The sequence below is a fragment of the Arthrobacter ruber genome (assembly GCF_002954225.1).
Taxonomy (GTDB): Bacteria; Actinomycetota; Actinomycetes; order Actinomycetales; family Micrococcaceae; genus Arthrobacter_D; species Arthrobacter_D ruber.
Genome location: NZ_PPTH01000012.1, coordinates 19,401 through 40,643, shown reverse-complemented (window position 1 = coordinate 40,643; position 21,243 = coordinate 19,401). Strand labels below are relative to the sequence as shown.

General features: G+C 70.2%; 18 protein-coding genes. 17 read left to right on the top strand and 1 reads right to left on the bottom strand.

What is annotated here, in order from left to right; all coding sequences use genetic code 11:
• Nucleotides 1–55: 55 nt before the first annotated feature.
• Entirely contained in the window at nucleotides 56–946 is an 891-nt protein-coding gene (locus CI785_RS03035) for a PAC2 family protein (protein WP_105030634.1), read from the bottom strand.
• Between the two features lie 105 nt (nucleotides 947–1,051).
• On the opposite strand from CI785_RS03035, the gene CI785_RS03030 reads away from it, so the two are divergent.
• The 17 genes from CI785_RS03030 to CI785_RS02950 all read left to right on the top strand — a co-directional run bounded on the left by CI785_RS03030 (nucleotide 1,052) and on the right by CI785_RS02950 (nucleotide 20,927).
• Nucleotides 1,052–1,840: an HAD family hydrolase gene (locus CI785_RS03030; protein ID WP_105030633.1), complete on the top strand. Its 789-nt coding sequence runs from the start codon at nucleotides 1,052–1,054 to the stop codon at nucleotides 1,838–1,840.
• The gene (locus tag CI785_RS03025) at nucleotides 1,837–2,991 is read left to right on the top strand and encodes a site-2 protease family protein (protein WP_105030632.1); all 1,155 of its coding nucleotides are present in this window, start codon (nucleotides 1,837–1,839) and stop codon (nucleotides 2,989–2,991) included. Before CI785_RS03030 ends, CI785_RS03025 begins: the two co-directional genes overlap by 4 nt.
• 106 nt (nucleotides 2,992–3,097) lie before the next feature.
• A complete protein-coding gene (locus CI785_RS03020) occupies nucleotides 3,098–4,168 on the top strand; it encodes a tRNA (adenine-N1)-methyltransferase (RefSeq protein ID WP_105030631.1) in 1,071 nt (356 codons plus the stop codon).
• Between the two features lie 170 nt (nucleotides 4,169–4,338).
• Nucleotides 4,339–6,108 (top strand): proteasome ATPase, encoded by a 1,770-nt coding sequence (gene arc / locus CI785_RS03015; protein WP_105030630.1) that lies wholly within the window; start codon nucleotides 4,339–4,341, stop codon nucleotides 6,106–6,108.
• A gap of 77 nt (nucleotides 6,109–6,185) precedes the next feature.
• Nucleotides 6,186–7,751: a depupylase/deamidase Dop gene (dop, locus tag CI785_RS03010; protein WP_105030787.1), complete on the top strand. Its 1,566-nt coding sequence runs from the start codon at nucleotides 6,186–6,188 to the stop codon at nucleotides 7,749–7,751.
• A 46-nt stretch (nucleotides 7,752–7,797) separates the two neighbouring features.
• On the top strand, nucleotides 7,798–8,001 hold the full coding sequence (locus CI785_RS03005) for a ubiquitin-like protein Pup (protein ID WP_105030629.1): 204 nt from the start codon (nucleotides 7,798–7,800) through the stop codon (nucleotides 7,999–8,001).
• A 3-nt stretch (nucleotides 8,002–8,004) separates the two neighbouring features.
• Complete coding sequence (prcB, locus tag CI785_RS03000) at nucleotides 8,005–8,832, top strand: proteasome subunit beta (protein ID WP_105030628.1); 828 nt, start codon at nucleotides 8,005–8,007, stop codon at nucleotides 8,830–8,832.
• 2 nt (nucleotides 8,833–8,834) lie between these two features.
• Nucleotides 8,835–9,575: a proteasome subunit alpha gene (gene prcA / locus CI785_RS02995; RefSeq protein ID WP_105030627.1), complete on the top strand. Its 741-nt coding sequence runs from the start codon at nucleotides 8,835–8,837 to the stop codon at nucleotides 9,573–9,575.
• A complete protein-coding gene (gene pafA / locus CI785_RS02990) occupies nucleotides 9,575–10,936 on the top strand; it encodes a Pup--protein ligase (protein WP_105030626.1) in 1,362 nt (453 codons plus the stop codon). Before prcA ends, pafA begins: the two co-directional genes overlap by 1 nt.
• A 142-nt stretch (nucleotides 10,937–11,078) precedes the next feature.
• Nucleotides 11,079–12,023 carry an FKBP-type peptidyl-prolyl cis-trans isomerase gene (locus CI785_RS02985; protein ID WP_157940135.1) on the top strand — a complete coding sequence of 315 codons (945 nt, stop codon included), beginning with the start codon at nucleotides 11,079–11,081 and terminating at the stop codon, nucleotides 12,021–12,023.
• A 65-nt stretch (nucleotides 12,024–12,088) separates the two neighbouring features.
• Nucleotides 12,089–12,484 (top strand): FKBP-type peptidyl-prolyl cis-trans isomerase, encoded by a 396-nt coding sequence (locus CI785_RS02980; RefSeq protein ID WP_105030624.1) that lies wholly within the window; start codon nucleotides 12,089–12,091, stop codon nucleotides 12,482–12,484.
• A 166-nt stretch (nucleotides 12,485–12,650) separates the two neighbouring features.
• A complete protein-coding gene (locus CI785_RS02975; RefSeq protein WP_105030623.1) occupies nucleotides 12,651–14,639 on the top strand; it encodes a helix-turn-helix transcriptional regulator in 1,989 nt (662 codons plus the stop codon).
• 9 nt (nucleotides 14,640–14,648) lie between these two features.
• Complete coding sequence (locus tag CI785_RS02970) at nucleotides 14,649–14,999, top strand: hypothetical protein (protein WP_105030622.1); 351 nt, start codon at nucleotides 14,649–14,651, stop codon at nucleotides 14,997–14,999.
• A gap of 36 nt (nucleotides 15,000–15,035) precedes the next feature.
• Nucleotides 15,036–15,437 carry a Sec-independent protein translocase subunit TatA gene (tatA, locus tag CI785_RS17630; RefSeq protein WP_105030621.1) on the top strand — a complete coding sequence of 134 codons (402 nt, stop codon included), beginning with the start codon at nucleotides 15,036–15,038 and terminating at the stop codon, nucleotides 15,435–15,437.
• A gap of 69 nt (nucleotides 15,438–15,506) precedes the next feature.
• On the top strand, nucleotides 15,507–16,292 hold the full coding sequence (gene tatC, locus CI785_RS02960) for a twin-arginine translocase subunit TatC (protein ID WP_105030620.1): 786 nt from the start codon (nucleotides 15,507–15,509) through the stop codon (nucleotides 16,290–16,292).
• A gap of 127 nt (nucleotides 16,293–16,419) precedes the next feature.
• Nucleotides 16,420–19,242 (top strand): DEAD/DEAH box helicase, encoded by a 2,823-nt coding sequence (locus CI785_RS02955; RefSeq protein ID WP_105030619.1) that lies wholly within the window; start codon nucleotides 16,420–16,422, stop codon nucleotides 19,240–19,242.
• A gap of 47 nt (nucleotides 19,243–19,289) precedes the next feature.
• A complete protein-coding gene (locus CI785_RS02950) occupies nucleotides 19,290–20,927 on the top strand; it encodes an amidohydrolase (protein ID WP_105030618.1) in 1,638 nt (545 codons plus the stop codon).
• Nucleotides 20,928–21,243 lie beyond the last annotated feature (316 nt).

Below are 21,243 nucleotides of genomic sequence, written 5' to 3'. Positions count from 1 at the left end.
TCCGGTCTGCCCGCAGCGCCACCCGGTGCCCGCACCTACTGGGGGTACCTCCCGGCTACTGCTCGCGGCGCCGCTTCTTGAGGTAGCGCTCGAACTCGCGGGCTATCGATTCGCCGCTCGCCTCGGGCAGGTCCACCGTGTCCTTGGCCTCCTCGAGCTGCCGCACGTAGGCCGCGACCTCCGGATCCTCCGTGGCCAGTTCGTCCACGCCGCGCTCCCAGGCCTCCGACTCCTCCGTCAGCATGTGCGTGTCCACCGTGACCTGCAGGATCTCCTCGAGCTTGTTCAGCAGGGCGAGCTGAGCCTTCGGGGACGGTGACTGGCCCACATAGTGCGGTACGGCGGCCCACAGCGACAGGGTGGGGATATCCGCGAGCAGTCCCATCTCCGCCAGCACGCCCACGATCCCGATCGGCCCCTCGTAGGTGGACGGCTCCACGTCCAGGCTCTCGCGCACGAGGTCGTCGTCCGAGGTGACGGTCACGGGGATGGGACGCGAGTGGGGGACGTCGGCCAGCAGCGCCCCGACCAGCACGATGCAGTCGACGCTGAGCTCCTTGGCCAGCGCGACCAGCTCTGCCGTGTAGGCACGCCACTTGTAGGAGGGCTCGACGCCGTTGACGAGGATCAGGTCCACGTTCGAGTCCGGCACCACCGTCTTGCTGATCCGGGTGTTGGGCCACTTGATGCGGCGCTGCCCCGAGGAGTTCCGCTTGATCATCGGGCGCGTGAACTGGAAGTCGTAGAACTCGTCGGCGTCGATGGTGGAGATCCGTTCGCTGCCGAAGAACCGCCCCATGTACTTCAGGGCGTCGCTCGCCGCCTCCCCGGCGTCGTTCCAGCCCTCGAAGGCCGCGAGCAGGATCGTGGTCCGTCGCTCGGGCTCGCCGGCATCCTGGAAAAGGTCCTGTATGCCGTTCGGCTGATTCTCTTCGAAGCTGTCCACGCTCTCACCCTAAACCCCGGCGCGCAGCCATGTCAGGCGTGCTTCCGGCACTACGCGCAGAGCTGACGTGCGGGTCCGCCGGGGCCCCACCGTAGACTTGGAGGCATGGCCAACCACCCCACAGGCACCGTCCAGACGCTGTCCGGCACCCGATCCGACGACCTCCACGAGGCAGGCAGCGGGACCCTCCGCGGCCTGCAGGCGGTCCTCTGGGACATGGACGGGACGATCGTCGACACGGAGCCGTACTGGATCAGGGCCGAGAAGGAACTGGTCGAGTCCTTCGGCGGCACCTGGACCACCGAGCAGGCCACGGCCCTCGTGGGCCAGGCGCTCGAGTACTCCGCCGGACAGCTCCAGCAGGCGGGTGTGGAGCTCGGGATCCGGGAGATCATCGGGCACCTGACGGAGCGGGTCGCAGCCGAGGTCCGGGCAGCGGTCCCCTGGCGGCCCGGGGCGCGGGAGCTGCTCGCCGCGCTGCGCGAGGAGGGGGTCCCCTGCGCGATGGTCACCATGTCCGAGACGCTCCTCGCGAGCGCGGTGGCGGCCCGGCTGCCGGAGGGCACCTTCAGCCACCTGGTGACGGGGGACCGCGTGAGCGCCGGCAAGCCCGACCCGGAGGCCTACCAGCTGGGCTTCGACCTGCTCGCGGCGGACCACCCGGGCCTGCGCAAGGACCGCGTCGTGGCCGTCGAGGACTCCCTGCCCGGTGTGACCTCCGCGCTGGCGGCCGGCCTGGTCACGCTCGCCGTCCCGCACTTCGTGCCGCTCCCGGCCGACGACCGCCGCACCGACTGGGAGACGCTCGCCGGGCGGACCCCGGCCGATCTCGCGGCACTCCTGCCCCGGGACGCCGGAAACGGTGATGCCCGCGGGGTTCGTGAGGACGCATGAGCAGCGGCCAGCAGGCGGCCAGGCCCGAGCCGAGCCCCGGCCTGTCCCTGGGCCGCATCGCCGGGATCCCCGTGGTCCTGGCCTGGTCCTGGTTCGTCATCACGGCCTTCATCGTGCTGGTGTTCGGCCCGCGCGTGGCGGCCAATTTCCCGGGGCTCGGAGCGGGCGCGTACGGCGTCGCCCTCGGCTACGCGCTGCTCCTCGCCGCCTCGGTGCTCCTGCACGAACTCGCGCACGCCCTCACGGCGCGCGCCTTCGGCTGGCCCACCACCCGGATCGTGCTCAACCTGTGGGGCGGCCACACCCAGTTCGCGAGCTTCAACGCCTCACCCGGGCGCTCGCTCCTCGTGGCCCTCGCCGGGCCGGCCGCGAACTTCGTCCTCGCGGGCCTCGGCTGGGCCCTCCTGCAGGCCATGACGCCGGGGTCCGTCTCCTACCTGCTGACCACCATCCTCGTCTGGGCCAATCTGCTCGTGGCCCTCTTCAACGTCCTGCCCGGCCTCCCGCTGGACGGCGGCCGCCTCGTCGAGAGCGCGGTGTGGAAGGCGACCGGAAGCCAGGAGAGGGGCACCGTCGCCGCGGGCTGGGCCGGACGCATCATCGTCATCCTCTTCCTCGGCGTCGTGGTGGGCCTTCCACTGGTCCGCGGGCAGCAGCCGGACCTGACCCTGATCGTCATCACCGTCGTGATGGGCGCCTTCCTGTGGATGGGCGCGAGCGCCGCCATCGAGAACGCCCGGATGCGCCAGCGCCTTCCGGAGATCAGTGCCGGCAGGCTCCAGCAGCGCGCCCTCGGCCTGCCGGCGGGCACGAGCATCGCCGTCGCGCGCCGCATGCTGCGCGAGAACCCCGGTGTCGCCGTCGTCGTCACAGCTCCCTCCGGGACCCCGGAAGCGGTGGTCGACGAGGCCGCCCTGCTCGCCGTCCCCGACGAGGCGGCGGGAACGACGCCGGTCGACGCCGCCGCCCGGCGCCTCGCGGCCGGCGCCTACGTCCCCGAGTGGGCGGAGGGGCAGGAACTGGTCCAGTTCCTCGCACGCCTCGAGGGCAGCGAGTACGCCGTGATCAACCGCCAGGGCGCGGTGACCGGAGTGCTCCACCAGCGGACCGTCGTGCACGCCATCACGGGCAAGGGCACTCCCGGCCCCTGACCGGCGCGGGCCCACCGGTCCGCCCCGTCCGCTCCTTCCATCTCCCGTCCACCGCCAGCACCCGTTCACCCACGCCGGTTCCGCCGGCCCACGCCGAAGGACTCCCATGAGCACCCCTCCACAGCCCCACGCCTCCCCGACCCCGCATGGCGCGCACGCGCGGCGCGGGCCCTTCCGAGCCGGGGAGCGGGTGCAGCTGACCGACGAGAAGGGCCGCATGAACACCATCACCCTGACACCCGGCGGCGCCTTCCACACCCACAAGGGCTTCCTGCAGCACGACGCCCTGATCGGCGCCACCGAGGGGACCATCCTCGAGAACACCACAGGGCAGCTCTACCAGGCGCTGCGGCCCCTCCTGTCGGACTTCGTGCTCTCGATGCCCCGCGGTGCCGCCGTGGTTTACCCCAAGGACGCGGGCCAGATCGTGACGATGGCGGACATCTTCCCCGGGGCGCGCGTGGTCGAGGCCGGCGTCGGCTCGGGCGCCCTGTCCATCTCGCTCCTGCGGGCCGTCGGCGACGCCGGTTCCCTCCACTCGTTCGAGCGGCGCGAGGAGTTCGCCGACATCGCGCGCGGCAACGTGGAGACGATCTTCGGCGGCCCCCACCCTGCATGGCAGATCACGCTCGGCGACTTCCAGGAGCAGGTGCTGGAGCAGGAGGAACCCGGCGCGGTGGACCGCGTGGTGCTCGACATGCTCGCTCCGTGGGAGTGCCTGGACGCCGTCGCCACGGTCCTCGCCCCCGGCGGCGTATGGATCAGCTACGTCGCCACCGTCACCCAGCTCTCCCGCACCGCCGAGGCCATCCGGGCCGACGGGCGCTTCACCGAGCCGGAGGGCTGGGAGTCCATGGTGCGCGGCTGGCACCTCGAGGGCCTCGCCGTCCGGCCCGACCACCGCATGGTCGCCCACACCGGGTTCCTCATCACCACCCGTCGACTGGCCCCCGGCGCCACGGGTTTCACGCCCAAGCGCCGGCCGTCCAAGACCGGGTTCAGCGAGGAGGACCTCAACGCCTGGACCCCCCAGGCCGTGGGGGAGCGCGACGTGTCCGACAAGCGCCTCCGACGGGTCGCACGCGATGCGGCGTCGACCATCCAGCGCGGCTCCCTCCCCCCGGAGGAGGCCCAGGCCCGGCGCGACGCGATCGCCGACGGCGGCTCCGTCGAGTAGGTGGCGCCGCCGGTGGATCGTGTGGGCGGGGCCGCACGTTGACCCAGCGGTGTCGACTGCACATCAAGCCCGTGCGGTCCACACCGGACAGAACAGGCCGCACTGCGGAGGCGGCTCTGCGCTAAGGTCGAAAGACAGCTGAAAGTTCGAACGTGAGGTGGCGAACCGACATGGCGGAACCCGACGACTACCCTCCCGGCGCTGACCAGCGGGGGCCCCTCCCGCCTGCGGCCGGCCCCTCCGCCGAGCACTCCGTCGCCCAGCGCCAGCTGAACGTGGTGCGGGACAAGCTGCGGTCGATCGACCGCCAGCTGGCCGCGGCCACGCAGAACAACGGCAGGCTCGTCTCGGCCCTCGAGTCCGCCCGCACGGAGATCGTACGGCTCAAGGCCGCCCTCGAGAAGGAGGGCGCGGCACCCTTCAGCTTCGCCACCGTGATGCAGGTGAACCCGAAGCGGCCCTCGGAACCGGGGACCACCACCGAGGCGACCGTGCAGGACACGGCGGACATCCTGCAGTCGGGGCGGAAGCTCCGCGTCACCGTCAGCCCCCTGATCAACGTCCGCCAGCTCGCCCCGGGCCAGGAGGTGCTGCTCAACGAGTCCCTCACCGTCGTCGCGGCGCTCGGCTACGAGCGAGCCGGAGAGATCGTCACGGTCAAGGAGCTCCTGGGCGCCGATCGTGCCCTCGTGGTGGGCCGCACCGACGACGAACGCGTCATCAGGCTCAGCGGGCCGTTGCGGGCCGAGCAGATCCGGGTGGGAGACGCGCTCGCCGTCGACACGAAGTCCGGCTACGGTCTCGAGAAGGTGCCGCGCAGCGAGGTGGAGAACCTCGTGCTCGAGGAGGTCCCGGACATCGCCTACGGCGACATCGGCGGGCTCGGCCCCCAGATCGAGCAGATCCGCGACGCGGTCGAGCTGCCCTTCCTGCACCCGGACCTCTACCGGGAGCACGGCCTCAAGCCGCCCAAGGGGATCCTGCTCTACGGGCCTCCCGGGTGCGGCAAGACCCTCATCGCGAAAGCCGTCGCCAACTCCCTCGCGGCGCGCGCCGCGGAGCGGGCCGGCGTGGAGCAGATCCGGAGCTACTTCCTGAACATCAAGGGCCCGGAACTGCTGGACAAGTACGTGGGCGAGACCGAGCGCCACATCCGGCTCATCTTCGCCAGGGCCCGCGAGAAGGCCTCGGACGGCAGCCCCGTGGTGGTGTTCTTCGACGAGATGGACTCGCTGTTCCGCACCCGAGGCACAGGAGTGTCCTCCGACGTCGAGACCACCATCGTGCCCCAGCTCCTGAGCGAGATCGACGGCGTGGAGAAGCTCGAGAACGTGATCGTCATCGGCGCCTCGAACCGCGAGGACATGATCGATCCGGCGATCCTGCGGCCGGGCCGCCTGGACGTGAAGATCAAGATCCAGCGGCCCGACGCCGAGGGCGCCGCCGAGATCTTCGCCAAGTACATCACCGCCGACCTGCCGCTGCATGCCGACGACCTCGCGGAGAACGGGCATGATCCGCAGACCACCATCTCCGAGATGATCCGCCGAACTGTGGAGAAGATGTACTCGACGGACAAGTCCAACGAGTACCTCGAGGTGACCTACGCCAACGGGGACACCGAGATGCTGTACTTCAAGGACTTCAACTCCGGCGCCGTGATCCAGAACGTGGTGGACCGCGCCAAGAAGTACGCCATCAAGGACCTCCTCCTCGACGGCAGCAAGGGCCTGCGCATCGAGCACCTCATGCGGGCCGTGGTGGACGAGTTCCGGGAGCACGAGGACATGCCGAACACCACGAACCCCGACGACTGGGCGCGCATCTCCGGTAAGAAGGGCGAGCGCATCACCTACATCAGGACCATCGTGCAGGGCAAGGCCGGCCAGGAACCCGGCAAGTCCATCGAGACGACGGCGAATACGGGCCAGTATCTGTGATCGGAACCGGGGGACGAGGGACCGGGCCCGAGGACACGCTGCCCCGGGTGGGTGAGGGGATCTCCGTCCACCGGGTCATGGGGACCGAGACCGAGTACGGGATCATCGCCCCCGCCCTGCCGTCCGCGAATCCGACGCTGCTGTCCTCGCAGGTGGTCAACGCGTACGCGGCGACCCTGCGCGAGGGGCTCGGCAATCTCGCCGGGACGCGGTGGGACTACACGGACGAGACCCCGCTGACGGACGCGCGCGGCTTCCGGATGGATCGCGCCGCCGCGCACCCGAGCCAGCTGACCGACGAGTCCGCCGAGCTGACCGCCGAGCAGATCGCGCTCGAACGCGGAGAGCCCGTCGACGCCGCCGTGCTCATGAACCTGGTGCTCAACAACGGGGCGAGGCTTTATGTCGACCATGCCCACCCCGAGTACTCCTCGCCGGAGGTGACCAACCCCCTCGACGCGGTCCTGTGGGACCGGGCGGGCGACCACGTCGCAGTCACCGCCATGCAGCGCATCGGGACCATGCCCGGCTTCTCGCCCGTCATCCTGTACAAGAACAACACCGACAGCAAGAGCGTGTCCTACGGGGCCCACGAGAACTACCTCGTACCCCGCAGCGTCCCCTTCACGAAGCTCGCCGAAGCGCTCATCCCCTTCTTCGTCTCCCGCCAGATCATCTGCGGGGCCGGGCGCGTGGGCCTCGGTCCGCTCAACCAGGCGCCCGGATTCCAGGTGAGCCAGCGGGCGGACTTCTTCGAGAACGAGATCGGCCTCGAGACCACGGTGCGGCGTCCCATCATCAACACGCGGGACGAGCCGCATGCCGTCGCCGAGAAGTACCGGCGGCTCCACGTCATCATCGGCGACGCGAACCTCAACGAGGTGTCGAACTACCTGAAGGTGGGGACGACCTCCCTGGTGCTCTCGCTGATCGAGCAGGGCCTCGCACCGGTCCCGGTCCTCGCGGACCCGGTGGAGGCGCTGCGCACCATCAGCCATGACCCGACGCTGCGGGCCACGGTGCGCCTGACCGACGGCCGGGACCTGACCGGTCTCGACCTGCAGGAGCTGTACTGCGAGGCGGTCCTCGCCGCCCTGCCCACGGATGCCGACGAGCAGACGCGCGACGTCGTCGACCGCTGGCAGTCACTCCTGGCGACGCTGCGCCGCGATCCGATGGACGCCGCGCGCCAGGTGGACTGGATCGCCAAGCTGAAGGTGCTGGAGGCGTACCGGGCGCGGGACGGCCTCGCCTGGACCGATCCCCGCCTGGCCCTGATCGACCTGCAGTACGCGGACCTGCGCCCGGAGAAGGGGATCTACCAGCGCCTCGCACGCCGCAACGACGTCGACCTGCTGGTGTCACCCGCCGACGTGGCCCGCGCTGCCGTCGAGCCGCCGAGGGACACGCGGGCCTACTTCCGGGGCCGCTGCATCGCCGAGTACCCGGCGGCCGTGGTGGGCGCGAGCTGGGACTCGCTGATCTTCGAACTCGCGGGGGAGCGCAGGCTGCAGCGCGTCCAGACCCGCGAGCCGTTGCGGGGAACGGCGGCGCTGACGGCCGAATTGTTCGACGTAGCAGCCGACGCAGAGGATTTCCTCGCCCGATTGTTGAGCGGCCCCGATCGCCGCGTGGCACCATAGGAACCTGATCCCACATCGGATCACGCATGCACGGAAGGGGAGCCCAATGGCTACGCAGGACCGCAGGAACACCAGCGGATCGGCCTCCGAGGTGGAGGAGGAGATCCCCGAGCCCGGCCCCGCCGCCCCCGCGGCCCAGGACTCCACGCAGACCCAGGGCGTGGACGACCTCCTCGATGAGATCGACGGCGTCCTCGAGTCCAACGCGGAGGAGTTCGTGCGTGGATTCGTGCAGAAGGGCGGCCAGTAGCGGATGCTCCCGGACGAAGCAGCAGCAACGGTTCCCCGCGCCGCCTCGACCTCGTTCGCCGACTATCTCGGTGTGCACCACCCCGCACTGCTGCCGTCCAACCGGACGCTCGGTCCGGTGAGCCCGGCGGCGGACGCCGCCCACCTGGCCCCTCACGCCACCACGATCGTCTCCCTGAGCTTCCCCGGCGGGGTCCTCATGGCCGGTGACCGGCGCGCCACGATGGGCAACGTCATCGCGAGCCGCCACATCGAGAAAGTCTTCCGCGCCGACCACTACTCCGTCCTCGGCATCGCCGGCAGCGCCGGGATCGGGGTGGACCTCGCCCGCCTGTTCCAGGTGGAGCTCGAGCACTACGAGAAGATCGAGGCCACCATGATGAGCCTCGACGGCAAGGCCAACCGGCTCGCCGCGATGGTCCGGCAGAACCTCCCGATGGCCATGCAGGGACTCGCCGTCGTCCCGCTCTTCGCCGGGTTCGACGCCGACCGCCACACCGGACGGCTGTTCTCCTTCGACGTGACGGGCGGACGGTACGAGGAGCACGAGCACCACTCGATCGGCTCCGGGTCGGTCTTCGCCCGGGGAGCGCTCAAGAAGCTGTGGAACCCGCGCCTGGACGAGGCGTCGGCGGTGCGCGTCGCCGTGGAGGCCCTCTACGACGCCGCGGACGACGACTCCGCGACGGGCGGACCTGACGCCGTGCGCTCGCTGTGGCCCGTGGTCTACGTCGTCGACGCGGCAGGTGCCCGCCGCATCCCGGAGCGCGACCTCGAGGCCGCCTCGCGCTCGGTCATCGATGCCCGCTCCGCGGCCGGCAGGGAGGCCTAGCGGTGACCCAGCAGTTCTACGTGTCCCCCGAGCAGCTGATGAAGGACCGCGCGGATTTTGCGCGGAAGGGCATCGGGCGGGGCAGGTCGGTGGTGGTGATGAGCTGCTACGACGGCATCGCCCTCGTTGCCGAGAATCCCTCGCCCTCGCTGCACAAGCTGGGCGAGATCTACGATCGCATCGCCTTCGCAGCCGTCGGCAAGTACAACGAGTTCGAGAGCCTCCGGCAGGCGGGGGTGCGCTACGCGGACGTGCGCGGCTACTCCTACGCCCGGGAGGACGTCACGGCCCGGGGGCTCGCCAGCGTCTACGCACAGAGCCTGGGCGCCGTGTTCACCGCCGAGAGCAAGCCCTTCGAGGTGGAACTCGTGGTGGCCGAGGTGGGCCGCACCCAGGAGGCCGACCACCTCTACCGGCTGACGTTCGACGGCTCGATCGCCGACGAGTCGGGCTTCGTGGTCATGGGCGGTGCCGCCGACGTCGTCATCGAGGCCCTGCGCGGTGCCTGGTCCACCGATCTCGGCCTCACCGACGCCGTCCGCGCCGCCGCGCGTGCCCTGCGGAACGACGCCGCGTCGCCCGGCACACCGGCGGACACAGTCCAGCCCCTCGATCCGACCGTCCTCGAGGTCGCCTTCCTCGAACGCGACCCCGACACGCTGCGGGGGACCCGCCGCGCCTTCCGCCGCATCGGGGGCCCCGAGCTCGAGGCCCTCCTGGCGCAGGACGGACAGGACACCTGATGGACCGGCGGATCTTCGGGGTCGAGACCGAGTTCGGGATCTCCTACTCGGGCCCCAACTCGCGTCCGCTGTCTCCCGAGGAGGTGGCCCGGTACCTCTTCCGCAAGGTCGTCAGCTGGGGCCGGTCCTCCAACGTCTTCCTCACCAACGGGTCACGCCTCTACCTCGACGTCGGCTCCCACCCCGAGTACGCCACCGCGGAGTGCGACGACCTCGCCCAGCTCGTCGCCCACGACCGCGCCGGCGAACTGATCCTGGAGGACCTCGTCTCCGAGGCGCAGCGCAAGCTGGCGCAGGAGGGTTACGACGGCAAGATCTACCTCTTCAAGAACAACACCGATTCCGCGGGCAACTCCTACGGCAGCCACGAGAACTACCTCATCCCGCGCAAGCTGGAGTTCGCACGGCTCGCGGACATCCTCATCCCGTTCCTCGTGACGCGGCAGCTGCTCGTCGGTGCCGGCAAGGTCCTGAAGACGCAGACCGGTTCCCTCTACGCGTTCTCGCAGCGCGCGGACCACCTATGGGAGGGTATCTCCTCGGCCACGACCCGCTCCCGCCCGATCATCAACACGCGCGACGAACCGCATGCCGACGCCGAGCACTACCGCCGCCTCCACGTGATCGCCGGCGACTCGAACATGTCCGAGACCACGATGCTGCTCAAGGTCGGCTCCGTCGACCTGCTGCTGCGCATGGTCGAGGCAGGGGAGATGATGCGCGACTTCCGGCTGGAGAACCCCATCCGGAGCATCCGCGAGATCTCCCACGACCTCACGGGCCGGCACCTGCTGAAGCTCGCGAACGGCCGGCACATGACCGCGCTGGAGATGCAGCGGGAGTACCTGGACCGCCTGACGGGGTTCGTGGACCGGCACGGCGCGCACAATCAGCACGTGCCGACCATCCTGGACCTGTGGGAGCGGGTGCTCGACGCCGTGGAGACGGGGGACACCGGCCGCATCGACAGGGAGGTGGACTGGGCGATCAAGAAGAAGCTGATAGACCGCTACCTGGAGCGCTCGGGGGAGGACCTCGACTCCGCCAGGGCGGCCCAGCTCGATCTCACATATCACGACATCTCGCGGTCCCGCGGCCTGTTCTTCCTGCTCCAGTCCCACGGGGAGACCGCCCGGGTGGTGGACGACACCGCCGTCAAGGAGGCGGTGGACGTGCCGCCGCAGACCACGCGTGCCAGGCTCCGCGGCGAATTCGTCCGCCGGGCGAAGGAGGCCAACCGCGACTACACGGTGGACTGGGTGCACCTGAAGCTCAACGACCGCGCACAGCAGACCATCCTCTGCAAGGACCCGTTCACCTCCGTCGACGAGCGCGTCGAGGCACTCCTGCAGCAACTGTGATGCCGCGCACGCAGCACCGCGACGGGTGATCGGCCGTCAACAGCGGGTCCGGAGGAGAAAGCGCCCAGCCCGAGCCGTTAGGCTGGTCGGGGCCTTTGGTCCGCGGGCGGCGTGACCTGAACATCGATCTGAAAGTGGTTCTGTGCGAAAAGTACTAGCGATCCTCCTTCCCCTGCTGCTGTTGCTGACAGCATGCGGCGGTACCTCGACGGGGAAATCGGCGGGCGCCGCCGAGATCTTCGACACGGTCAAGGTGAGCGGCGGGTCCGACGAGGAAGCACCGACGGTCGAGTTCGAGTCGCCGCTGGACACCAGCGCCGCCGCCGCCAAGACGGTGGCCGAGGGCGAAGGAGCCGAGATCAACGAGGGCGAGCAGATCCGCGTGCAGCTCGTGGCGCTCAACGCCGAGGACGGCGCCGTCCTCGGGGACACGTACAGCCAGGGTGAGCCCCAGGTGCTCCCCATGGATGAGAGCTTCAAGGGCCAGTTCCCCGAACTCTACGAGGTCCTCATCGGCACGAAGGTCGGCTCGCAGGTCGCCTTCGCCGCCCCCGCCCCCGAGGCCCCGGAGGGTGCGCCCGAGGGTGCACCCGAGAACCCGAAGCAGATCCTCGTGCTCAAGGTCATCTCCTCCGAGCAGCCCCCGCCCGAGCCCGCGGTCCTCTCTCCCGAGGACGTCAAGAAGCTCGACGACGAGGGCCGGCTGCCCACCTTCACCTTCGGTGAGAACGGAGCCCCCGAGGTCACCATCCCCGAGAACGAGCCCTCCGACGACCTCGTCGTGAAGGTGCTCGAGGAGGGCGACGGCGAGGTGCTCGCCGAGGCCGACACCATCACGGCGAACTACACCGGCTGGACCTACGACGGCGAGAAGTTCGACTCGAGCTTCGACCGCGGCGAGCCCGCGACCTTCCCTCTGACCGGCGTCATCACCGGCTGGACGAAGGGCCTCACCGGCCAGAAGGTCGGCTCCAAGGTCCTGCTCGTCATCCCCGAGCCGTGGGCCTACCCCAACGCGACCCAGGGCCAGCCCTCCGGCACGCTCGTGTTCTACGTCGAGATCACCGGCAAGGAAGCCGCCCAGTAGTCCGGGCCGTCCCAGACGTACGTTCCCTCCCTTCCGTATCCCCATCCTCCGACGAAAGGAAAACCATGTCCTTCGGACAGCGCAGCTTCGACCGGCAGAAGCCCGAGATCGACTTCCCCGACCACGCGGTACCCACCGACCTCGTCATCGAGGACATCATCGAGGGAACCGGTGACGAGGCGAAGGCAGGCAACACCGTCTCCACGCACTATGTAGGGGTCGCATTCTCGACGGGCGAGGAGTTCGACGCCTCCTGGAACCGCGGAGCCCCGCTCGATTTCCGCGTCGGCGTGGGCCAGGTCATCCAGGGCTGGGACCAGGGCCTGCTCGGCATGAAGGTCGGCGGGCGACGCCGCCTCGAGATCCCGTCGCACCTGGCCTACGGGCCGAGCGGTGCCGGGTCGGCCATCGGACCGAACGAGGCGCTCATCTTCGTCGTGGACCTGCTCGCGGTCCGCTAGCCGCGGCCCGGGCGTTCGACCCGGCGGTCCGGCAGCATCGTCGATCAGCATCGTCGATCAGCACCGTCGAGCAGGATCGCACAGTAGCACCGTCCAGGAGGGACGCAGGTCAACCCCGGTTGGCCTGCGTCCCTCCTGCCGCTTCCAGTGAAGGTAGGGTTTCCCCGTGTCCGCAAAACGTACCGAACGCCTCCTCACCCTCGTGATCATGCTCCTCTCGAGCCGCCGCGGATTCACGAAGGAGGAGTTGTTCGAGGAGATCGACCTGTACCGCGAGGCGACGTCCGCAGCGGCCCGCGAGAAGCTCTTCGACCGGGACAAGGCGGCGCTGCGCGAGCAGGGCATCCCGCTGGAGTCCTTCAGCGAGGACACCCTGTTCGACAACGACAACACGGTGCAGCGGTACCGCATCAGCGCCGAGGACTACCGTCTGGGCGGCGTCACGTTCCAGCCCGAGGAATACGCCGTGCTGAACCTGGCCGCGGGCGTCTGGGACCAGGGCTCCCTCGACTCCGCGGCCTCCCGTGCCCTGAGGAAGCTGAGCTCGCGGAGTACCGACGGCGGGATCGAGCTCACGCCCCTCATCCAGCCCCGGATCACCACGGACGCCCCCTATTGGGACATCGTCTGGCAGGCGCTCACCTCCCGCGCACCCCTGCGCTTCCCGTACCGGGCCGCCAGCACGGGCCGCGAGGAGCTGAGGACCGTGCACCCGTGGGGCATGGGGGCCCGCTTCGGCCACTGGTACGTGGTGGGCTACGACACCACCCGCCAGGCCGAGCGCTTCTTCCGGCTCTCCCGGATGACCGGCGAGCCCGTGGTGCTGGAGGGCACCTTCGAGGTACCTGCGTCCTTCGACATGAACCAGACGCTCTCCTCCCTGTCCCGCAGGGAGCCCGACCGTGTCGCCGTCGTCGCCGTCCGGCCCGGCTCCTGCCAGGTCCTCAGGGTCCGCAAGGAGACGGAGGTCCTCCAGACGGGGGAGGAGTGGGACATCCTGCGCGTGCCGTACGCGGCGTCGAGCCCCATGGCGGCGACCGTGGCCGGACTGGGGGTCAACGCCCGCGTCGAGGATCCGCAGGAGCTGGCAGCGGAGGTCGGACGGCTTCTGGAGGGCGCGTACGACGCCGCGGTGGCGGCACCGCGCGGGCTCGAGTTCCCCAAGGGGGTGCGGCAGGCGCCGCGGCGGAAGTCCTCCGCGCAGGACCACCTGCTGCGCCTGCTCGACCTCGTGCCGTACCTCCTCGCGCACCCCGGGGCCGAGGTGGAGGAGACGGCGGCCAAGTTCGACATCAGTGAGAGCCAGCTGACCAAGGACCTGGACCTGCTGTTCGTGAGCGGCCCGCGGCACTACCCCGACGGCCTGATGGACGTGAACATCGAGGACGGCCGGATCTACCTGACGAACGCGCGCGACCTCGCGGAGCCCGTGAAGCTGAGCATGGACGAGGCATGCTCCCTGATCGTCGGGCTGCAGGCCCTGCGGGAGCTGCCCGGCATGAGGAACAACGAGGCGATCGTCAGCGCCCAGACGAAGCTGACGGCCGCCACGGGGGACGCCGCCCGCATCGGCACCGCCGTGGCCACCAAGCTGACGGAGGACGACATCGACCCGACGCTCGAGGTGCTGCAGGCAGCCCTGCACTCCCGGGTGCGGGTGGCAGTCGATTACTTCGTGCCGACGCGCGACGAGATCACGCACCGTCTGGTCGAGCCCATCCGGATCTTCCTGCACCAGGACACCTGGTACCTGGAGGCATGGAGCGTGGACTCCGACGGCCTGCGCAACTTCCGGCTCGACCGCATCCAGACCGCCACGCTCACGGACCAGCCCGCCACCGCGCTCGTGGACGAGGAGTCCCTCGCCCGGGACCGGCAGACCGCCCTGCCCTACCGTTCCGGCACCACCGATCAGGCCGTCACGCTCCTGCTGGAGCCCCGGGCCCGTTGGATCGCAGCCCAGTACAACGCGGACGCCGTGCAGGAACTCGGCGAGGACCGGCTCGCTGCCCGACTGAAGGTCGCCTCGAGTGCGTGGATCCCCGGCCTCGTCGCCGGCCTCGGCGGGTCCGCGGCCGTCGTGGCACCGGACGAACTGCGCGAGGAGACCCTCCGCTGGCTCGAGGCCGCCCGCGCGCACCAGGCCCTGGCCTAGACTGAAGCCATGCTCTGGTGGATGTGGATCGTGCTGTGGGTTGCGCTGGTGGCCGTCAGCGTGATCTTCCTGGTGGTGGTCGGCTTCCGCGTCTTCCGCCGCGGAATGCGAACTCTCGGTGAATTCGGGGAAGCGATGGACCGCCTCGAGGTTAACGTCCCGTCTGACGACGCCGGTGCGCCTCCCACCCGCGGCGTCCCCGGGATCCCCGTCCCCGCCGTGTTCTCGAGGCCCGAGGATGTCCGGGCCGCCCGCGATCTCGCACGGCTCCGTCGGATCGACGACCGGCGCAGCCGCCGGATCGTCAAGCGCGCCGGGCGCGGCCAGCCCCAGCTCCTGCAGGACATGCCCCACCTGTGACCTAAACTGGAGGGGGATCAACGAGAGGAATTGGGCATGAGGCTCGAAGGCTGGCACATCGTCATCATCATCGTTCTTGCGATCGTTCTGTTCGGCGCTCCGAAGCTGCCTGGTCTGGCGCGCAGCGTGGGCCAGTCCCTGCGGATCTTCAAGTCCGAGGTGAAGCAGATGAAGGACGAGAACAACGACCCGGGCACGGACCCCGTCGAGGGCCGTGTCGTCACCAACCCGGCACCGCAGACCTACACCCCCACCTACCAGCCCGGCCAGCACCAGGGCGAGCCCCAGGGCCAACCGTACGGTCAGCCCGGTCAGCCCGGCCGGCAGGCGCCCTACCCGGGCGAGGCCCGGAACCAGGGACACGCTGAGGGACGCGCCGACGGGCAGTACCCCGCGGGCGGTCCGCAGCACGGCAGTACCTCCTCCACCAGCCAGTAGGCCCGGAACGTCCCCGTGTCACCAGCAAAGGCCCGCCCGCGCGGGCGCAAGGCCAACCCCGAGGGGCGCATGGCCCTGAAGGAACACCTGCGCGAGGCACGCAACCGGCTGTTCAAGTCCTCGATCGCGGTTCTCCTCGCGACGGTCGCCGGATTCTTCATCTACGAGCCGGTCCTGCGGGCGCTGGCGGCGCCCATCATCGCGATCAACGCCCAGGACGGCAGGACGGCGTCGCTGAACTTCGACAGCGCCGCCTCCCCGTTCGACCTGCTCATCCAGGTCTCCGTGTTCCTGGGCCTGGTCATCTCCAGCCCGGTCTGGCTGTACCAGCTGTGGGCGTTCATCACCCCCGGGCTCAAGACCAAGGAACGCCGCATCGCGCTGGCGTTCATCGCCGTCGCGTTCCCCCTGTTCCTGGCAGGCATCGCCCTGGCGTGGCTGATCCTGCCCAACGCGGTCCGGGTCCTGACCGAATTCACCCCCGAGGACTTCTCCAACTACATCAGCGTCTCGGTGTACTTCACGTTCGTCCTGCGGCTCATGCTGGCCTTCGGCATCGCGTTCCTGCTACCCGTGGTCCTGGTGGGCCTGAACATGGTGGGCCTGGTCTCCGGCAAGCAGATCCTCAAGGCATGGCGGATCACCGTGTTCCTCGTGTGCCTGTTCGCCGCGATGGCCGCCCCCGGCGGGGACGCGCTGAGCATGTTCTACCTCGCCGTCCCGCTGCTGCTGCTGTTCTTCGTCGCCATCGGCCTCTGCCTGCTCAACGACAAACGCCGCGCCCGCCGCAACGCCGCCCGCGAAGCCGCCGTCGAAGCCACCGCCGACACCGCCTCGTCCCTGGACACCGTCTAGCAGCGGACGTCCTGCCGGCCGTCCCGGCGGGCCGGCCGCGGCGGCATCGGCGGAAGCACGCCCCGCGCCGGGATGGTCCGCCCAGACGCCGGATGCCGGGCCGGTGCCGAGCGTCTAGGGTGGAATGATGACCACCCCCGCGGAGAGATATGCCGCTGCCAAGGCCCGTACGGAGCGTTCACGGACCCAGCTGTTCCGGTTCGAGCAGACCCTGGACTTCGAGCTCGATCCGTTCCAGCGGGAGGCGTGCACGGCCCTCGAGGCGGGCAGGGGTGTCCTCGTGGCTGCGCCCACGGGCGCCGGCAAGACCGTGGTGGGCGAGTTCGCGGTCTTCATGGCCCTGCAGCACGGCCTCAAGGCCTTCTACACCACGCCCATCAAGGCCCTCAGCAATCAGAAGTACTCGGAGCTGGCGGCTGTGCACGGCAGCGACCGCGTGGGACTGCTGACGGGGGACACGAGCATCAACGCCGACGCCGACGTGATCGTGATGACCACCGAGGTGCTGCGGAACATGCTGTACGCGAACTCCGACGCCCTCGACAACCTCGGCTACGTGGTCATGGACGAGGTGCACTACCTCGCCGACCGCTTCCGGGGAGCGGTATGGGAGGAGGTCATCATCCACCTGCCCACCGAGGTCAAGCTCGTGTCGCTGAGCGCCACGGTGTCCAACGCCGAGGAGTTCGGCGCGTGGCTGGACACCGTCCGCGGCGACACGGACGTCGTCGTGTCCGAGCACCGCCCCGTCCCGCTGTGGCAGCACGTGATGGTGGGGCAGAACCTGATCGACCTGTTCGCCGGGGACATCGCCTTCGACGAGGCCGCACCCGCCGGGGCCGAGACCGGCGCACGCGACCAGTACGACGTCAATCCCGAACTGCTGGACCTGGCGAGCAACGAGATCCGGCTCAACCAGCGGGCCAACTGGGGTGCGGGAGGCCGCCGCGGGAAGTCGCGCAGCGGGCGAGGCGGCCCCCAGCAGATGTCGGTGGTTCGGCGGGCCACGCGTCCGCAGGTGATCAGCGCCCTGGACCGCTCCGATCTCCTGCCCGCCATCACGTTCATCTTCTCCCGGGCGGGGTGCGAGGCTGCGGTGACGCAGTGCCTGCACGCCGGGCTGTGGCTCACCACGGAGGACGAGCGCGACGAGATCAGCGAGACCATCGACGAGGCCACACAGGACATCCCGCGCGACGACCTCGAGATCCTCGGCTTCTGGACGTGGCGGGAGGGCCTCATCCGTGGCTTCACCGCGCACCATGCCGGGATGCTGCCGACCTTCAAGGAGATCGTGGAGCGGCTGTTCGCCGCGGGACTGGTCAAGGCCGTGTTCGCGACGGAGACCCTCGCCCTCGGGGTGAACATGCCAGCCCGGACCGTGGTGCTCGAGAAGCTGGACAAGTTCAACGGCGAGGCCCACGTGGACGTGACGGCGGGGGAATACACGCAGCTCACCGGGCGGGCTGGACGGCGCGGGATCGATGTCGAGGGCCACGCCGTGGTCCTGTGGCAGCCGGGCACCGATCCCGGCGCGGTGGCCGGCCTCGCCTCCCGCCGCACCTATCCGCTGAACTCGAGCTTCCGGCCGACGTACAACATGAGCATCAACCTCATGGCGCAGTTCGGGCAGGAGCGCTCCCGCGAGATCCTCGAGACGTCCTTCGCCCAGTTCCAGGCGGACCGGTCCGTCGTCGGCCTCGCCAAGCAGGTGCGCAGCCGCGAGGAATCGCTCAAGGGCTACGAGAAGTCCATGACGTGCCACCTCGGCGACTTCCGCGAGTACGCGAACCTCCGGCGCGAGCTGTCCGACCTCGAGTCGAGGGCGTCGCGGGACAGGTCCCGGAACCTGCGCTCGGCGGCCGAGACCTCACTCGAGGCCCTTCGTCCGGGTGACGTGATCGACGTCCCCGGGGGAAGGAGCCAGGGCTACGCCGTCGTCCTCGACGGTGACACGTCCCGCGAGCCCCGTCCCACCGTGCTCACCCTGGAGACGCAGATCCGCCGGGTGGGCGTGCAGGACCTGGACGGCCCCGTCGAGGTTCTCTCCCGTATCCGCATCCCCAAGCACTTCAGCGTGCGCAGCCCCAAGGACCGCCGTGACCTGACCTCCTCGCTGCGCAACGCGCTGGCCGAGAACCGGCCGCCCCGGCGCGGTGCGGACCGCGTGTCGGCGAGCCATTCTGCGTCGGCGGCCGCCGAGGAGCGCGCCATCACGGACCTGCGGCGCCGGCTCAGGGCGCACCCCTGCCACGGCTGCAGCGAACGGGAGCAGCACGCGCGATGGGCGGAGCGCTGGTGGAAGCTGCGCCGGGAGACGGACAACCTCGCGGGGCAGATCCGTGGCCGCACCAACACCATCGCCAAGACGTTCGACCGCGTCTCCGAGGTCCTCGGCCACTACGGGTACCTCGAGTACACCGACGACGCCGTGACCGTGAGCGCCTCGGGCCAGAAGCTGCGCCGCATCTACGGCGACAAGGACCTCCTGATCGCGCTCTGCGTCGAGGAGGGTGCCTTCAGCGACCTCGACGCCGCGGAGCTCGCCGCCCTCACCACGGTGCTCGTGTACCAGGCGAAGCGCGAGGAGCGCGGCATGCGGCCGGTCATGCCGAGCGTGTCCCTCGAGGGTTCCGTGGAGACGATCATCCGGCAATGGTCACAGCTCAACGACGTCGAGGAGCAGCACCGGCTGCCCGTCACCAGCGAACCGGAGCTCTCGCTCGTCTGGCCGATGTTCAAGTGGGCGCAGGGCCGGTCCCTGCAGGCCGCCCTGAGCGGGACCGAACTCGCTGCCGGGGACTTCGTCCGCTGGTCGAAGCAGGTCATCGACCTCCTCGACCAGCTGGCCAAGGTGCCGGACCTCCCGGGGGGCCTGCAGCAGACGTGCGTCAGGGCGATCCGGCTGGTCCGCCGCGGCGTGGTGGCATACTCGAACATCAGTGAATAGTCCCGTTCCGGGAACGCACCGACCACAGAAAGCCTCGCCGCAACCCCATGCCCAGCCCACGCCCCACCCCCGTCCTCTACCGCAACGGCTCCGTCTACAGCCCCGCCGATCCCTTCGCCACCGCCATGCTCGTCGACGGCGGGACCGTTGCCTGGGTGGGGACCGAACACGCTGCGACGAACCTCGAGGGGCCCGGCGTGCGCAGCGTCGACCTGGACGGTGCCCTGATCACGCCCGGGTTCGTCGATGCCCACACGCATACGACGGAGACGGGGATCGCCCTCGGATCGCTCGACCTGACGGCCTGCCGCTCCCTCGCGGAGCTCCTGGCCGCGGTGTCCGCCGCGGCCACGGCCGGACCCGCGACGATCCTCGGCTTCGGCTGGGACGAGTCGTCCTGGCCGGAGCGGCGCGTGCCGACGGCTGCGGAACTCGACCGCGCCGGCGGGGGCGCCCTCGTCTACCTGGTACGGGCCGACATCCACTCCGCGGTGGTGTCCGGCGCCCTCGCGGCGGGCCTGGGCCTCGCCGGCCTCGACGGGTGGGACGACGGCTTCGTGGTGCGCGCGGCGCACGAGGCCGCACGGCGGGCGACCCGCAGCCTCACCCCCGACCAGCGCAGCACCTACCAGCGGGCCGCGCTGCTGCATGCCGCGAGCCGGGGCTACGTCGCGGTCACGGAGATGGCCGCCCCGCATATCGCGCCCCGGGAGGACCTGGAGACGCTCCTGTCGCTCGACGGCCCGCAGCGCGAGATCCCCCTGCCGGAGGTCATCCCGTACTGGGCGCAGCTCACCTCGTCCCGCGAGGAGGTCCGCGAGCTCATGCAGGGCTTCGGCGGCAGGCTCGCGGGCCTGGCCGGGGACCTGAACGTCGACGGTTCCATCGGCTCGCGCACCGCGGCGCTGCGGGAGCCCTACAGCGACGATCCCGGCAGCCGCGGGACTCTCTACCTCGACGAGGACGCCGTCGCCGCCCACCTGCTCGCCACGACCGCCGAGACCGTCCAGGCCGGCTTCCACGTCATCGGCGATGCCGGGCTCGACGTCGTCCTGCGGGGGCTCGAGGTGACGGCGGGGGAGCTGGGCGTGGAGGCCGTGCGCCGGGCGCGCCACCGCCTCGAACACGTAGAACTCGCCGACGACGCCGCCATCGACGCCCTGGTGCACCACGGCGTCGCCGTCAGCGGACAGCCGGCCTTCGACGCCCTGTGGGGGATCGACGGCGGCCTGTACGGGCAGCGGCTCGGGGGGCGCAGCGCCGGGATGAACCGTTTCGCGTCCCTCCTGTCCGCGGGGGTCCTCCTGGCGCTCGGCTCGGACAGCCCCGTCACACCGCTCGATCCCTGGGCGTCGGTCCGCGCATGCCTGCAGCACAGCAACGGCTCGGAGAACATCTCCGCCCGCGCCGCGTTCATCGGCCACAGCAGGGCGGGGTGGCGGCTCGCGGGCCGCAGTCCGATGATGGGCCAGCTCGCCCCAGGGACCCCGGCGTCCTTCGCGGTGTGGCAAGTCGACGAACTCATGGTGCAGACACCGGACAACCGCGTGCAGTCCTGGAGCACCGATCCCAGGGCGGGCACACCTCTGCTGCCGGCCCTGGACACGGAGAACGCGCCGCTCTGCCTCGAGACCGTGCACGAGGGACGGCGCCTGTTCGCGGCCGACGGTTTCCCCGCCTCCTGACGCTGCCCCGATGCGGGAATCAGTCGCCGGGACCCGCACCCTCCTGACCTGCGACGAAGCACATCGCCGCAGGTCAGGGCGCTGTTGACTCTCACTCCACAGCACGTAAGCTTTTGCGTTACGGGTTGGATGACCTCCTGACGGAGGGCACCCGGCTGGTCTCCTGAGCGCAATGCATCGGCCTTCGAAACGGCGCGTGTTGCCCATCTTGGCGGAGCTGGCACTCAAGGGCGGGTCCACGGGTCGGTAGAGAACGGTGGCGTCATCCGTGCCGGCACCGGTACGAAGACGCGTGGATCTGCCCGCCCTTGTCCGG